The organism is Nonomuraea sp. WAC 01424, from assembly GCF_003947315.1.
Taxonomy (GTDB): domain Bacteria; phylum Actinomycetota; class Actinomycetes; order Streptosporangiales; family Streptosporangiaceae; genus Nonomuraea; species Nonomuraea spiralis.
On record NZ_QHHZ01000013.1, the window covers coordinates 303,837 to 318,082 of the forward strand.

The 14,246-nt window shown below is 71.2% G+C and carries 13 protein-coding genes; 9 read left to right on the forward strand and 4 right to left on the reverse strand.

From position 1 onward, the window contains the following. Positions 1 to 41: 41 nt before the first annotated feature. Together DMB42_RS33825 and DMB42_RS33830 are read left to right on the forward strand one after the other, a co-directional pair. Positions 42 to 740, forward strand: coding sequence for a response regulator transcription factor (locus DMB42_RS33825; protein ID WP_125641039.1), 699 nt, complete (start codon positions 42 to 44; stop codon positions 738 to 740). After that, positions 737 to 1,888, forward strand: a complete 1,152-nt coding sequence (locus tag DMB42_RS33830) for a sensor histidine kinase KdpD (RefSeq protein WP_260478103.1) — start codon at positions 737 to 739, stop codon at positions 1,886 to 1,888. The genes DMB42_RS33825 and DMB42_RS33830 overlap by 4 nt, the downstream gene beginning before the upstream one ends. Before the next feature lie 124 nt (positions 1,889 to 2,012). Here DMB42_RS33830 and DMB42_RS33835 read toward each other — a convergent pair whose 3' ends face one another. Then, on the reverse strand, positions 2,013 to 2,480 hold the full coding sequence (locus DMB42_RS33835; protein WP_260478104.1) for a hypothetical protein: 468 nt from the start codon (positions 2,478 to 2,480) through the stop codon (positions 2,013 to 2,015). Between the two features lie 118 nt (positions 2,481 to 2,598). Here DMB42_RS33835 and DMB42_RS33840 point away from each other — a divergent pair, with 118 nt between their 5' ends. The 3 genes from DMB42_RS33840 to mptB all read left to right on the forward strand — a co-directional run bounded on the left by DMB42_RS33840 (position 2,599) and on the right by mptB (position 5,314). Continuing rightward, positions 2,599 to 2,946 carry an STAS domain-containing protein gene (locus tag DMB42_RS33840; RefSeq protein ID WP_125641041.1) on the forward strand — a complete coding sequence of 116 codons (348 nt, stop codon included), beginning with the start codon at positions 2,599 to 2,601 and terminating at the stop codon, positions 2,944 to 2,946. Beyond that, a complete protein-coding gene (locus tag DMB42_RS33845; RefSeq protein WP_125641044.1) occupies positions 2,943 to 3,674 on the forward strand; it encodes a glycosyltransferase in 732 nt (243 codons plus the stop codon). The genes DMB42_RS33840 and DMB42_RS33845 overlap by 4 nt, the downstream gene beginning before the upstream one ends. Positions 3,675 to 3,748: 74 nt before the next feature. Continuing rightward, positions 3,749 to 5,314 carry a polyprenol phosphomannose-dependent alpha 1,6 mannosyltransferase MptB gene (gene mptB / locus DMB42_RS33850; protein WP_260478105.1) on the forward strand — a complete coding sequence of 522 codons (1,566 nt, stop codon included), beginning with the start codon at positions 3,749 to 3,751 and terminating at the stop codon, positions 5,312 to 5,314. Here the strand turns inward: mptB and DMB42_RS55345 are convergent. Continuing rightward, complete coding sequence (locus DMB42_RS55345) at positions 5,199 to 7,718, reverse strand: hypothetical protein (protein WP_260478106.1); 2,520 nt, start codon at positions 7,716 to 7,718, stop codon at positions 5,199 to 5,201. The two genes, mptB and DMB42_RS55345, sit on opposite strands and share 116 nt — an antisense overlap. A 57-nt stretch (positions 7,719 to 7,775) precedes the next feature. Between DMB42_RS55345 and DMB42_RS33860 the strand changes: the two genes are divergently transcribed. The 4 genes from DMB42_RS33860 to serS all read left to right on the forward strand — a co-directional run bounded on the left by DMB42_RS33860 (position 7,776) and on the right by serS (position 11,868). Then, on the forward strand, positions 7,776 to 8,966 hold the full coding sequence (locus DMB42_RS33860; RefSeq protein WP_260478107.1) for a glycosyltransferase 87 family protein: 1,191 nt from the start codon (positions 7,776 to 7,778) through the stop codon (positions 8,964 to 8,966). 22 nt (positions 8,967 to 8,988) lie between these two features. Next, the gene (locus DMB42_RS33865) at positions 8,989 to 9,405 is read left to right on the forward strand and encodes a DUF4446 family protein (RefSeq protein ID WP_260478108.1); all 417 of its coding nucleotides are present in this window, start codon (positions 8,989 to 8,991) and stop codon (positions 9,403 to 9,405) included. A 100-nt stretch (positions 9,406 to 9,505) separates the two neighbouring features. After that, the gene (gene pheA / locus DMB42_RS33870; protein ID WP_125641046.1) at positions 9,506 to 10,426 is read left to right on the forward strand and encodes a prephenate dehydratase; all 921 of its coding nucleotides are present in this window, start codon (positions 9,506 to 9,508) and stop codon (positions 10,424 to 10,426) included. Positions 10,427 to 10,605: 179 nt separating this feature from the next. Continuing rightward, positions 10,606 to 11,868: a serine--tRNA ligase gene (gene serS / locus DMB42_RS33875; protein WP_125641049.1), complete on the forward strand. Its 1,263-nt coding sequence runs from the start codon at positions 10,606 to 10,608 to the stop codon at positions 11,866 to 11,868. Here the strand turns inward: serS and DMB42_RS33880 are convergent. After that, a complete protein-coding gene (locus tag DMB42_RS33880; RefSeq protein WP_185844995.1) occupies positions 11,832 to 13,217 on the reverse strand; it encodes a hypothetical protein in 1,386 nt (461 codons plus the stop codon). The genes serS and DMB42_RS33880 overlap by 37 nt on opposite strands. 111 nt (positions 13,218 to 13,328) lie before the next feature. Then, positions 13,329 to 14,171 carry a LysR substrate-binding domain-containing protein gene (locus tag DMB42_RS33885; protein ID WP_125641053.1) on the reverse strand — a complete coding sequence of 281 codons (843 nt, stop codon included), beginning with the start codon at positions 14,169 to 14,171 and terminating at the stop codon, positions 13,329 to 13,331. Positions 14,172 to 14,246: the final 75 nt, after the last annotated feature.

The following is a 14,246-nucleotide window of genomic DNA, read 5'->3' on the forward strand; positions in this document are numbered from 1 at the left end:
GTACATGTCGCCCACGTGGGGCTCAGCCGTACGGTGAGACGGTGAACACGCGCATCCTTGTGGTGGACGACGATCCGACCGTCTCGGAGGTCGTGGCGCGTTATCTGGAGCGCGACGGGCACGAGGTCGAGTGCGTGGGCGACGGCGCCGAGGCGTTGCGCAGGGCGCTGGCCGATCCGCCCGACCTCATGGTGCTCGACCTGATGTTGCCCAGGATCGACGGGCTCCAGGTGTGCAGGAAGCTCAGGGAGCGCTGGCCGGTCCCGGTGATCATGCTGACCGCGCTCGGCGAGGAGATCGACCGGGTGGTGGGTCTGGAGACCGGGGCCGACGACTACGTGACCAAGCCGTTCAGTCCCCGGGAGCTGGCGTTGCGCGTCCAGTCGGTCCTGCGCAGGGCCCGGGGGGCGTCCGTCACTGCCGGGACCGGCGTGCTGCGCGACGGCGACCTCGTCGTCGACGTCGGGGCCCACGACGTACGGCTGGGCGGCGACCAGGTGATGCTGACGGCCAGGGAGTTCGACCTGCTGGCCTACCTCATGCGCAACCCGCGGCAGGCGTTCAGCCGGTCGGCGCTGCTCGACCAGGTGTGGGGGTGGTCGTTCGGCGACTCCTCGACGGTGACCGTGCACGTGCGGCGGCTGCGCGAGAAGGTCGAGGCGGACCCGACCGAGCCGCGGCGGATCGTCACGGTCTGGGGCGTGGGATACCGCTACGAGCCGCTGGAGGGGGCGGGGTGATCACTCCGTCGCCCTGCCTGGGGGAGACGTGCCCGGAGGTCATGGTGTCCGTGAGCGAGCTGCCCGTGGTCGTGGCCGTCTCGGCCGGGCTGGGGCTGCTGGTCGCGGCCGCGGGCCTGTGGGTGATGGGACGGCTGCGGACCAGGTCGATCGGGGTGATGCTGGCCGTCGTCGTGGTGGTCGCCGTCGCGGCGACGCTGGCGGGCGTGGTCGCCATCACGATGAGGATGATCATCGAGGGGGCGGTCAAGGACTTCGTGCTCAGCGTGGTCGCCGTGGGCGGGCTGGTGGGGCTCGGGGTCGCGTTCGTGCTGGCGAAGCGGGTGGTGGGCGAGAGCAGGCGGCTGGTGGCGGCCGTACGCGACGTGCCGTTCAGGGCGCCCCTGGGGCTGCCGGCCGAGCTGCAGGAGATCGCGAGCACCCTTGAGGAGGCGTACGCGCGGGAACGCGCGCTCGAAGGCGCGCGGCGGGAACTGGTCGCCTGGGTGAGCCACGACCTGCGCACGCCGCTCGCGGGCCTGAGGGCCATGGCAGAGGCCCTGGAGGACCGGGTGGTGGCCGACCCGGCGACGGTCGGGCGCTATCACGGGCAGATCAAGCTGGAGGTCGAACGGCTCTCGGCCATGGTGGACGACCTGTTCGAGTTGTCGCGGATCCACGCGGGCGCGCTGCGGCTCTCACGGGCCAGGATCGGGCTCGCCAACCTGGTCGCGGACACGCTGGCCGGGGTCGAGCCGCTGGCCAGGGCCAAGGGGGTGGTGCTCACGGCGGAGGCGGCGGGGGCCGTGCCCGTGGAGGCCGACGCGGCCGCGCTGGGCCGGGCCCTGCGGAACCTGGTCGTCAACGCCGTCCGGCACACGCCTTCGGACCGGGCCGTGGTGCTGCGGGCCGGTGTGGACGAGGCGGGGATGGCCTGTCTGTCGGTGGCCGATGGTTGCGGGGGGATTCCCGAGGAGGATCTGCCTCGGGTGTTCGAGGTGGCGTTCCGGGGGGAGGCCGCGCGTACGCCCACCGCCGACGGCGGCGCCGGGCTCGGGCTGGCGATCGCCCAGGGGATCGTCGAGGCGCATGATGGGATGATCGGGGTGGTCAACGAAGGGCCGGGGTGCCGGTTCGAGATCCGGTTGCCCCTGGTGCCCGGAAGCTGACGTTCCCGCACTGTGTCCTGCCTCGATTCACCGCTCTGGTCACGCAGCCTGGTGTGCTGCCTCGGTGTGCCTTGCCCGCCTTGGCTCGGCCGCTTCGGAGGGCGCCTTGGGTGGGCCGCCTGGTTCAGGCGGTTTCGGGGAGCGCGGCGTCACGTTGACCGAACGACTCCGACATCGCCCGAAACGTCGGGCAGGGCCAGCGCCACATGCAGCTCCGGCATCGCAGGATCGGGTTGGCGGTGTCGCTCGTGATGCCCCCCGCGTCGCGCGGCTGGTGCAGGTCGAGCAGCCGCAGCCCGAGCTCGGAGAACCTGAGCAGGTCGGCGCGGGCGCCGGCCAGGAAGTCGAGGTCCTCGCTGGCGAGCCTGGTGCGGATCGGGACGTAGCCCTCGTGGTTCAGCAGACTGCGCAGCCGCGCTGCCTCGTCATGCCATGAAGCCGCCTTTTCTGTACGTATGAGGATGGTCTCCAGACGTTCTCGGAGACCCTGGCGCTGTGGATCTTCAGGTTTCTCTGCATTCATCGATACGAGGCCCGAACGGCGGGCCTCAGCCCCTCCTTCTCCATGAAGCGGTGCCGGTTCCGGTGTCACGCTGTCAAGCTTCGCGTACTCTCCGTTTTGATGGAGCCCAAACGGAGGACAAAAACCTGTCGTTCCCCTCTCGGCGTGACAACGTGACCGGAAGCCTCCGCGCCGCTAGCCTGCCCATGTGGAGCTCAAGGTCTCGACTCGATCACATGCCGGGTGCGCACTCGTTGCCATCACCGGAGAAATCGACCTCTATACGGCGCCTCACCTGCAGGCCGAGTTCACTCGGCTGCTGCAGGACGGGCCCAGCCGGGTGGTCATCGACATGTCCGCCGTGGATTTCTGCGACTCCACGGGGATGAACGTGCTGCTCTCGGCGCTCAAGCGCATGAAAGAGCGGGGAGGCGTGCTGGAAGTGGCCGCGCCGCGTCCTGCCGTCCGGAAGATCCTGCAGGTGACGGGGCTCGTCTCGGTGTTCACCGTGCATGACGAGGTGCCGCAGGAGTTCCTCATCACCGAGGGATCATGACGCAAGGGGACACGGCGGTCGTCATCCCCGCGGCGAACGAGGGCGACCGCATCGCCGCCACCGTCGCCGCCGCGGCCGGCCTGCCCGGTGTCGATCTCGTCGTGGTCGTCGACGACGGCTCGACGGACCAGACCGGCAGGGTGGCGCGGGCGGCGGGTGCGCGGGTGGTCCGGCACAGCCGCAACCGGGGCAAGGCCGCGGCCATGGAGACGGGTGCGGAGGCCGTACGCCTCCTCGACGAGGACCGTACCCCTCGCCACCTGCTCTTCCTCGACGCCGACCTGGGTGACACGGCGGGCGCCGCGGCGCCGCTGATGGAGCCCGTACGCGCCGGTGCGGCCGACATGACGATCGCGGTCTTCGGCACGCGGGTGAAGCTCGGCGGCCACGGCTTAGTCGTGCGCGTGTCCAAGGACGGCATCCGCCGCGCCACCGGCTTCGAGGCCACCCAGCCGCTCAACGGCCAGCGCTGCCTGACCAGGGCCGCCTTCGAGGCCGCCCGGCCGCTGGCGCACGGGTTCGGTGTGGAGATGGCGCTGACGATCGACCTGTTGCGCAAGGGGTTCAGGGTCACCGAGGTCGAGGTGGAGATGTCCCACCGGGCCACGGGCAACGACTGGCGGGCCCAGTTGCATCGGGCTCGGCAGCTCCGGGACGTGGCGCTGGCTCTGGCGACTCGGGAGCCGGTGGTGGTTGAAAATCTTGGCAAACTCCGCCCTAAGCGGTGATTTTGGGCTGCGGGTTATCCACAGGGGTGGGTGATCCGGGGCTGGGGTTGTGGTGAGTGTGCTGGAATTTGCGGGTGACTTCGGAGAGGCGCCGCAAACAGGCCCAAGACCTGCCCTTCAGGGCGGGATCGCCATGTCTTCCGAGGTCGGCCGCCGACGAGCGGCTGGTCGGCGGGGTGCTGGGGCGGCTCGCGGTCCCGGGGCTGGTGATGATCGCGGTCTCGGTGCTGCTGACGATCACGATCGGGTTGCTCGGGCCTTCGCCCATGGTTCCGGCGCTGGGCGGGCCCGCGTGGCAGCCGTCGTACTCGTTCGACGCCCGTCCTGATCCGTACCTGGTGATCGTGCTGGCCGCCGCCGCGATCGTGGTCGGGGGGCTGGGGTTGCTGGCGGCGCTGGCGGCCGTCCCGCGTGATCGGCTCCGGCCGGATCCGCGTCTTCTGGTGCTGTTCGGGTGCCTCGCCGCGGGGGTGCTCGCGTTCCTGCCGCCCTCGGGGTCCGGCGACCATCTCAACTACGCCGCCTATGGGCGCATGGTCACGCTGGGGCTGAACCCGTACACGCACGGCGCCGACGACCTGCCGGGAGATCCCATCGCCGACGCGGTCGAGCGGCCGTGGCGCGAGGAGCCCAGCGTCTACGGCCCTGTGGCCACGGCCCTCCAGGCGCTGGCGAGCTGGATCGGCGGCGACTCGCTCCGGCTGGCCATCTTCGTGCTGGCGGTGTTCAACGCCGCCGCCTTCATCGTCACGGCCCTGCTCGTCGACCGCTTCACCAGGCACGACCCGGTCCGGCGCCGGCGGGCGGCCCTGTTGTGGGCGGCCAACCCGCTCCTGCTCTACCACCTGGTCGCGGGCATGCACGCCGACACCCTCGCCATCGCCTGCATGGTGGCCGCGCTGCTGGCCAGGGCACGTCCCCTGGCATCGGGCCTGCTGCTCGGGCTGGGGGTGGCGACGAAGCTCAACGCGGGCCTGGTGGCGCTGGGGCCGGCGTGGGAGCTGCGCCGGCGTCCGGGGCGGCTCGCCGTCATGGCGGCCGCCGCGCTCGCCGTGGTGATCGCCGGTTACGCGATCGTCGGCCCCGAGGCGATCACGCCGGTGACCACGACCAGCAAGGCGATCTCACACGTGTCGTTCTGGAAGCTGGTGCAGGGGTGGCTCTGGGCCCTGGTGGGGACGGGGAGCGCGTACCGGGGGGAGATCCAGGTCGGTGCCCTCGTGGTGCTGGGCCTCGTCGCGTGGTCGCTGCTGCGGCTGGCCGCCAGGCGTGCCGCGGCGGGCCAGGCCGCGTCCGGGGGGCTGGAGGCGCCGGTCGTGGCGGCGGCGCTCGTCGTGGCCTACCTGTTCGCCACGCCGTACATCCTGCCCTGGTACGACGGGCTGGCGTTCGGGATGCTCGTCCTGGTGGGGGCCTCCGCCGTGGACGGGTTCATGGTCGTACACCTGCTGGTCCTGTCCCTGGCGTACCTGCCCGCCCGGGTGGACGGGCAGCCGCAGGGGCTCGAATGGCTCAGTGGCGTGGTCAGGCCTCAGATCGCGTGGGCGCTGCTGGCGTTGACCGTTGCTCTGACGGTGTGGGCGTGGCGAGCTGGAGGGCGCGTACGCAGGCCGCCAGCGTCAGCGGCACCGCCACCGTGAGCGCCATGGCCGGGATGGCGATGCCCGAGTCGTTCATGAGGAAGCCGATGAAGGCGCACGTCAGCGTCCCGAACAGGCCGGCCCTGAGCGGCGGGGCCAGCGCGTACGCCTGACCGAGCGCCGAGGCGCCCCACCGCGAGGGCCGGGCCAGCACCAGGAACAGGAAGGCCAGCGCGACCAGCGAGAGGAGGGTCAGTGACCAGTTGCCCACGGTTACGCCGATCATGGCCGTCAGCTTGCGCCCGACGACGGTCCACGCCTGGCCGTCGATGACCTGCTGCACGAAGGTGCCCAGGTGGGTTCGCCTGTCGGCGGGACGCATCCAGTCGAAGACCGAGATGCCGGCGATCAGCACGACCGCGACCACTCCCACCAGGAGCAGTTTCAGCACCGACACGCGCTTGCCCGACAGCAGGATGAGGAAGACCGCCGCACCGATGACGAACGCCGGAACACCGCCGAAGTCGGCCCCCCACGAGGGCGAACCATCCGCGAAGACGGCGAACGCCGCGTACAGGGCGCACAGCGTCACGACCACGGTCCTGGAGACGCCTCTGCCGAGCAGCCACTGTGCCACTCCGGCCAGGCCGAGAATCGTGCCGGTGGCGTAGACGGCGAAGGCGATGTTGCTGAAGCCGTAGAAACGTCCTCCGGTCACGGGTTCGTAGCCGGTGACGGCGTTCACCTGGAGTGCCGAGCCGGTCATCACGTCGATGAGGAGGGCGAGCGAGGTGATGGAGGCGACCACGGTGAGCGGGCCGAGCACGTGCGAGCGCCACGGACCGGCGAAGGCGAGGGCGGTGATCAGGGCGGCTATGGCCAGGATCGTCACGATCACCGACACCATCGGCATCGGCAGGCTCCACCAGGGCACGAGCTGGGCCAGGAAGGTGGAGACGGCGATGGCGCCGCTGACGGTCGCCACCACCTGAACCGCCACCAGCAGCCTTGAGGCGCCCGCCGGCGCGCCGCTCGGGGGCGGGATCGAGGGCGAGGCCGGGGGCGGTGTGGGGGTGCGGTCGTCCGGCGGGGTTTCCCCGGCCGGGGAGGCGGTGGCGGGCGTACCGGGGTGGTCGTCCTCGGAGGAGGGCGTGCTGGGGGTGTCGTCGCCGGTGGACGGGGTTTCCGGGACGCGGGCCGAGCGGCGGCGGAGTGCCAGGGCGGCGAAGGCGTAGAAGAGGAGCTGGACGCTCACCAAGACGGTGAAGAAGGGGCCGCGTACGTCTTTGAGCACCTGGCTGGCCAGGTCGCCGTCGGCGAGCCGCGTCACCGTGCCGGCGGCCGACGCGGGGGCGTTGCCGTCGGGCTGCCAGGGGCGGCCGACGACACCCTGGGGGGCGGTCAGGCCCAGGACCTGGATGGCGGTGGCGGTGAGGTCGGTGATGGTGACCAGGCCGTCCTGGCGGGTGGAGGAGGCGGTGAGGTAGCCGTGCGGGTACGGCTGCCCGTCCGGGGACGGGCCCGTGGCGATGGCGGCGTGGAGGTGGGCGTTGGGGCTGATGTCGGAGATGCCGGCGAGCAGGAGGGTGGTGCTCGGCGGCAGCTCGCCGACCAGGGCGGCGATCTGCTGGTCCGCGCGGGTCGCGGCGGCCTGGCGTTCGGGGGCCGGGAGGGAGGTCGGGATGCCGTACTCGTCGAGGGGGGTGCGGGCCCAGGCGGTGGCGAGGTCGGCGGCTTCGAAGACGATCAGGTTGTAGGGGGTCAGGTCGTTCAGGGTGTCGAGGGTGGGGGCGTATTTGGCGACTTTTCCGGTCTTGTCGGCGGCGGCGAGGGCGGCGCCGGGGCCGATCGCCGCCACCTTGCCCCCGCTGTCGGTCACCAGCTGGCCGAGCGTGCCCAGTTGGGCGGCGTAACCGGTGTCGGACTGGAAGGCCACCAGGTCCTGCCAGCCGGGGACGGTGGCGCCCTCTCCGGCCGGTCGGGGGCTCTGCGGGAGGGGGCAGCCTCGGCCGGGGGTTCCGGCGCGCTGGCCTGCGGAGATGGTCAGCCAACCGGCCATGGGGCAGGTGATGCCACGGTCAGGGGGCGGTACGGCGCGGGTGGACAGCGAGGCGGAGCCGCCCTGGGTGACGAGTTTCCACAGGGTGGGGGTGCCTGACTCGCTGAAGTCGCTCCACTGGAGACCGGGGACGCCGACGAGAGCCACCCGGCCCGCCGGGCCGCGGGACGCCGTGCCCGGTGTGGCGGCGGGTGTGGCTGCGGGCGTGGCGGCGGCGGGCGTGGCGGGGAGAAGGGCGGTCGCGAGGAGGAGACCGAGGAGCAGGGTGAGGAGCAGGGTGAGGAGCAGGGTGACGTGCGGGCGACGTGCTCGGCGTGCTGCGGCTCCAGGACGGGGGGTTGCGGGCGCGTACGCGGGGCGGGCGTGATGCTCTCGGTGCTCGGCCCCGAGCGTGGCGGATGGCATGTACGGAACCCCCAGTGTCTGCGCCCTCGATCAACAGCCACGGTAACGTGCCACATCGTGACAAGAGGCGAGGTGCAGGTGATCCGGCGGCAGTGGTGGGCGTGGGTGGTCGTGGCGCTCGTCGTCGCGGCGGCGGCGGCGCCCCTGGTGCACACATGGCTGACCAACCCGGACGATCAGCGGCTCGTCGACCTCGACGTCTACCGTACCGGCGGGCAGATGTTGCTCGACGGGCGCCCGGTGTACGAGTTCTTCACGCCCGCGCCCCAATTGTTGCCCTTCACCTACCCGCCCATCGCGGCGATGCTGGCCGTGCTGCTGGCCGAGATGTCCTGGGGCACCGCCCAATGGGTGTGGACGGCCGGGATCTTCGTGGCTCTGGCCGTCACGGTCTGGTTCTCCTTCCGCCAGGCGTTGCGGTCGTACGTGCCGTGGGTGTTCGCGCTGCTCATGGTGGCCTGCACGTACCTGATGCCGATCCGCGACCAGGTGCGGTTCGGGCAGGTGGACATCCTGCTGGTCACCCTGTGCCTGGTGGACTGCGTGGCGCGGCGGCCCTGGTGGCCACGCGGATTCATGATCGGACTGGCCACGGCGGTGAAGCTGACGCCGGGCGTCTTCCTGATCTATCTGCTGATCACCAAGCAGTGGCGGACGTTCTTCATGGCGTCCTTCGTGGCGGCGGCGCTGACGTTGCTGCCGTTCGTGGTGATCCCGCAGGACGCGTCCGACTTCTGGTTCTCGGCGCTGCTCGATCCGGAACGGCTGGGGGCGAACAGGGCCACGACGAACCAGTCGATCCGGGGCATGCTGCTGCGGCTGTACATGCCGGAGTCGCTGACGTTCGTGATCTGGGCCGTGGTCGTGGCGGCCGTGGCCTGGTACGGGTTCCGGGGGGCGCGGGCGGCGTACCAGGCGAAGGACCAGCTCACGGCGGTCGCGCTCACGGGGCTCATGGCGGTGCTGCTCTCGCCCGTCGCCTGGATCCACCATCTGGCCTGGGTGGTCGTGGTGCTCGGGGCGATCGTCGGTGACGGGCGCGATCCAGTCAGGTTGCGGGTGGCCGCGGGGGTTTGGCTGTTCTACGTGGTTCCCGTCCCCTGGTGGGGGGTTTCGCTGATCGCCGCCCAGATCCCGGGGGTGAGCCTGGTGCTGGGGAAGATCGTCCAGAACGGTTTCGGGCTGGGGGCGCTGGTTCTGGTCTGGTTGCTCGTCTCGTGGTTGCCAAAACGGCGGCAACTGGCCTGACCGAGGCATTACGCTCTGTGTTGTGTTCATTACCGCTTGGGTTGTCGTGGGTGTGGTGGCCGGGGCGAGCGGCGTGCTCATCGGCTACATGGGCCTCAGGCAGGCCAGGAACGCCGTCGACGACTGCCTGCGGCGGCTGGCCAGGCAGGCGGGCGAGGGCGGCGGTGACCTGAAGGCCATCAGGGACGTGGCCGTGTGCCGCTACGACGCGCTCGCCGAGATGACCGGCAGGCTCTCGTTCTCGGTCGCCATGATCAACGGGTTGGGCGACGGCATCGTACTGACCTCGATCAACGGGACGAGTGAGACCCGCACGTACGTGCGGCCGGTGGTGGGCGGCAAGGGGCAGCAGCCGCTCTCGCCGGAGGAGGAGCAGGCGGTACGGGCGGCCCGGCTGGGCCTCGGGCCGCTGGTTCCGTCGCGGGTTCTGAAGGGATAGCCGCAGGTCTTGGCGCGACTTCGGAGTGTGGTCGGACGGTCGCGGTACGCGGTCGGTGAAAAGGCGGCGTGATGCGCCCACCTGCGGATACTCTGGAAGCATGCCCAGACTCGCCTATCTCGGACCGGAAGGGACCTTCACCGAAGAGGCCCTGAGGCTCCTCGACCCGATCGCCGAGCGCCTGCCCTGCGCCACGGTCAGCGCGGCGCTCAACGCCGCCCGTTCCGGTGACGCCGACGGCGCCGTCGTGCCGCTGGAGAACTCCATCGAGGGCGCGATCACCACGACGCTCGACGAGTTCGCCTGGGGCGAGCCGTTGATGATCACGGCCGAGCTGCTGCTCCCGGTCCAGTTCTCGCTGCTGGCCAGGCCCGACACCGAGATCGTGCACATCAAGCGGGTCTACACGCATCCCGCGGCCATCACGCAGTGCCGCGCCTTCATCGCCCGCGAGCTGCCCGACGCCGTGGTGGTCGCCGCGCCTTCGACGGCGGCCGCGGCCCAGGAGGTCTCGCTGCCCGGGGCGCCGTACGACGCGGCCATCGCCGCGCGCATCGCCGGTGAGCACTACGGGCTGGTCGGGCTGGCCGACGACATCGGTGACCGGTCCGACACGGTGACCAGGTTCATCAAGGTGAGCCGTCCGGGGCCGCTGCCGGAGGCGACCGGGTCCGACCGCACCACGCTGGTCGTCTTCCTCGCCGATGACCATCCGGGTGCGCTTCTGGAGATGCTGACCGAGTTCTCCGTGCGCGGGGTCAACCTGACGCGCATCGAGTCGCGCCCCACGGGTGACGGGATCGGGCGCTACTTCTTCCACTTCGACTTCGAGGGGCATGTCGCCGACGCGCGGGTCGGCGAGGCCATCGCCGGGCTTCACCGGATCTGCGGTGAAGTGCGCTTCCTCGGCAGCTATCCGCGGGCTGACGGGGTCGCGCCGCAGCTCAAGAGGGGCACGGCCGACACGGAGTTCGCCGATGCCGCCGACTGGCTGGCCCGCGTCAGAGCCGGCAAGGTCTGACCCACCTACGCGACACCGGGGCAGCGCGGGCGCGTCTGTGACGCGCCCGGGAATCGCACGCTACCGGCGGGTGAGAGTGCCCCGGTTGCGGCTGTGCCCGCCTGCGACGGCCCAGGAATCGGAGGGGCGGGAGGAATACGGGGGGCGGGGTGGGGGCGGGCGCCGGTAGCCTTTTCCTTGTGATTGACCTGCGTACCCTTCGTGAGGATCCCGACCGGCTACGGGCGTCGCAGCGTGCCCGCGGTGAGGACGACTCCGTCGTCGACACGCTGCTCGACCTCGACGAGCGCCACCGATCCGCGCTGACCTCGTTCGAGTCGATGCGCGCTGAGCAAAAGAGCATGGGCAAGTCGGTCTCCAAGGCGCAGGGCGAGGAGAAGGCCGCGCTGCTCCAGCGGGCCAAGGACCTCGCGAGCCAGGTCAAGGCCGCCGAGTCCGAGGCGGAGAAGCTGGCCGCCGAGCTCGACGAGCTCATGCAGACGGTGCCCAACCTCGTCGAGGAAGGCGCCCCTGCGGGCGGCGAGGACGACTACGTCGTGCTGGAGACGTTCGGCGAGCCGCGCGCGTTCGACTTCGAGCCGAAGGACCACCTGGAGCTGGGCGAGGCGCTCGGCGCGATCGACATGGAGCGCGGCGCCAAGGTGTCGGGCTCGCGGTTCTTCTTCCTCAAGGGCGTCGGCGCCCGGCTTCAGCTCGGCCTGCTCAACATGGCGATGCAGCAGGCGATCGAGGCCGGGTTCACGCCGATGATCACGCCGGTGCTGGTCAAGCCGGAGACCATGCAGGGCACGGGTTTCCACGTGGCCCACGACAAGGAGATCTACCGCCTGCCCGAGGACGACCTCTACCTGGTCGGCACCTCCGAGGTGGCGCTGGCCGGCTACCACGCCAACGAGATCGTGAGCGCCGACGAGCTGCCGCTGCGCTACGCGGGCTGGTCGTCGTGCTTCCGCCGCGAGGCCGGCTCGTACGGCAAGGACACCCGGGGCATCATCAGGGTCCACCAGTTCGACAAGGTGGAGATGTTCTCCTACGTCCGTCCCGAGGACGCGCACGAGGAGCACCAGCGGCTGCTGGCCTGGGAGAAGGAGATGCTGTCCAAGATCGAGGTCCCCTACCGGATCATCGACACGGCAGCGGGCGACCTCGGCATGTCGGCGGCGCGCAAGTTCGACTGCGAGGCGTGGATCCCCACCCAGGGGCGCTACCGCGAGCTGACCTCGACCTCCAACTGCACCCAGTTCCAGTCCCGCAGGCTCGCCGTCCGTTTTCGGGACAAGGACGGCAAGCCGCAGCATCTGGCCACGCTCAACGGCACCCTGGCCACCACCCGGTGGATCGTGGCGATCCTGGAGAACCACCAGCAGGCCGACGGCTCGGTGGTGGTTCCCAAGGCGCTGCGTCCCTACGTGGGGCTCGACGTGCTGGAGCCGGCCAAGTAGGCATGGCGGCGGGCGTCGACCGCGATGACGGTGACGCCCGCGAGCACGATCACGCTCGTCAACACGATCGCGAGCACGACGGCGGTCCCGTAGGTCGCCGGTGTGCCGAGCGACCAGCCGTAGAAGGGCGTGTAGACGGTCGCGTAGACCAGGGGCGCGGCGACCACGCCGGTCGCCGCGCTCACCGGCTTCGCCTTGGCGTCGCAGGCCAGCACCAGGCACACGATGCCCGCCACCAGCGCCACGATCCAGCCGAAGAAGGCGGTGAGGTCGACGAGCGCGACCGTCCGGGATCCGCTGTCCAGCGCGGCGTACATGGCCAGCGAGCCGACCGCCGCCGACGCCAGGTAGACGCCCTGGTACTTGCGCATCCCGGCCCCGACGGCGCCCAGCAGCATGCACGCGGCCAGGAAGAGCGCGATGCCGTGCTCGGGGCTCAGGTCCACCTGGTCGGAAGCGGCGGCGGGATCGGCGGCGGGCGCGGTGCCGAGCGTGTCGGACCAGCCGAGCCGGCGCCACCCGCCCGAGACGTCCCGGATCAGGATGCCGTCCACGCCGTTGGCGACGATCACGACGTGCCCGCCCGGCCGCGCCTGGACCGCCAGGTCGTACGACCGCAGCCTGCCCACCTCGTTCTCGTCGTACGTCCTGGTCAGCCGCTCGTGGGCGTCGGGTGACGGGGGCCACGCCGGTCGCCAGGCCCGGCCGCCGTCGTCGGACTGTTCCACGCCCAGCCGGTCCGGCCGTACGCGGTAGCAGCGGGTCGCCTGTCCGGGCACGCACTGGGCGCCCATCGACGTCGCGCCCGAGTACGTGAACGTCCCGTCGGTCCAGGTCGTACCGCCGTCGTCGGAGACGCGCGAGGCCGATCCGTCGCCGGCCGTGTGTACGACGATCTTTCCCGTGCCGGTCACCTCGACGGATACGGCGGCCCGCGGTTCGGCGGCCGCGGACGTGGCGGTCACCGCCAGGACGGCGAGCGGCACGGTGACCATGATCCGCCACCTCCGCGAGTCCGTCGTGGCGCTGCGCCGGCGTACCCACCAGGCCAGGGCGAGGGCGGGCAGGGCGATCAGGTCCGTGGGGTCGGCCAGGACGCGCGAGGGCCCGGCCACGAGCCCCCAGGCTTGGGAGGCGAGCTCTGCGCCCGTCTCCGTGGTCTTCACGAGCGTGAACAGCAGCCCGGTCAGGACGATGGCCGCCAGGTCGGCGCGGCGCCGGAAGAGCAGCGCCACCAGCGCGGGGGCCACGACGAGCCCGGCGACGTCACTGAGCTTGCCGGTGAGGAAGCCGGGCCAGAGCTGTTTGAACAGGTGGTCGTTGAGCAAGAGCACGATGACCCCGGCCATGGTCACGGGGTGACATAACCACGCATACCTCATGAACGGGTGGACGGCGCGGAACGGAGGGAAGTTCGGACGGCGGCACGGTCCGTGACTAATTCGTGAGACTCCACAGCACTAATTCGTGAGACTCCACAGCGCGGCCACCAGCGGCCGGCGAAGGTCGGCCCGGCGCACGCACAGGCCGATGGACAAGGACGCCGGCGGCGGATCGGCGGGCACGATCGCCAGCCGATCGCGTACGGCCCCCGCGTCCAGCACGATGCGCGGCACGATTCCTGTGCCGTATCCCAGCGCGACCAGCGTCAGCAACGCCTCGTGCCCGTCGGCCTCGGCCGCCAGCCCGTACGGCCCCCGCCGCCGGAACCACCGGTCCGCGGCCTCCCGCACCAGCCCGCGCCGGGGCAGGACGAACGGCCCGGCGAGCCCGTCGTCGCGGCGGTCGCGCGCGGTCACGAAGACCAGGTCGGTGCTCGTCACGGTCCGGCTGGCCAGGGATTCCGGCAGCCGCGCCGGGACGACCGCCACGGCGGCGTCGGCCTCGCCCTCGTCGACCCTGGCCAGCGCGGCCTCGGCGTCGCCCGTACGCAGGTCGACGCGGACCTGCGGATGGGCCCGGCGGAACGGCGCCAGCAGGTCGGGCAGCAGCGCGTGACAGGCCGTCACGGTGGCGAACACGGTCAGCCGGCCCGTGAGCTCCACCGGGTCGGGATCGGCGCGCCGGTAGGCGTCCCACAGGCCGAGAGCGGAGAGGGCGTACTCGCGGAAGCGGTGTCCCTCGGCCGTGAGCGAAACCCCGCCCGGCCCGCGGTCGAGCAGCCGGTGGCCCACCCGCGACTCAAGTCGCTGGACCATGCGGGTGAGCGTGGCGGGGCTGACGTGGCAGTCCAGGCTCGTACGGCCGAAGTTCAGCGTGCGGGCCAGGTGGAGGAAGATCCGCAACTCGCGATCATCGGCCACGACCAGCACCTTTCATTCTTTGCAACGCTCCGATGCGAATGTTGCGCTTGCCGCAACATCACAGCTCAGCCTACA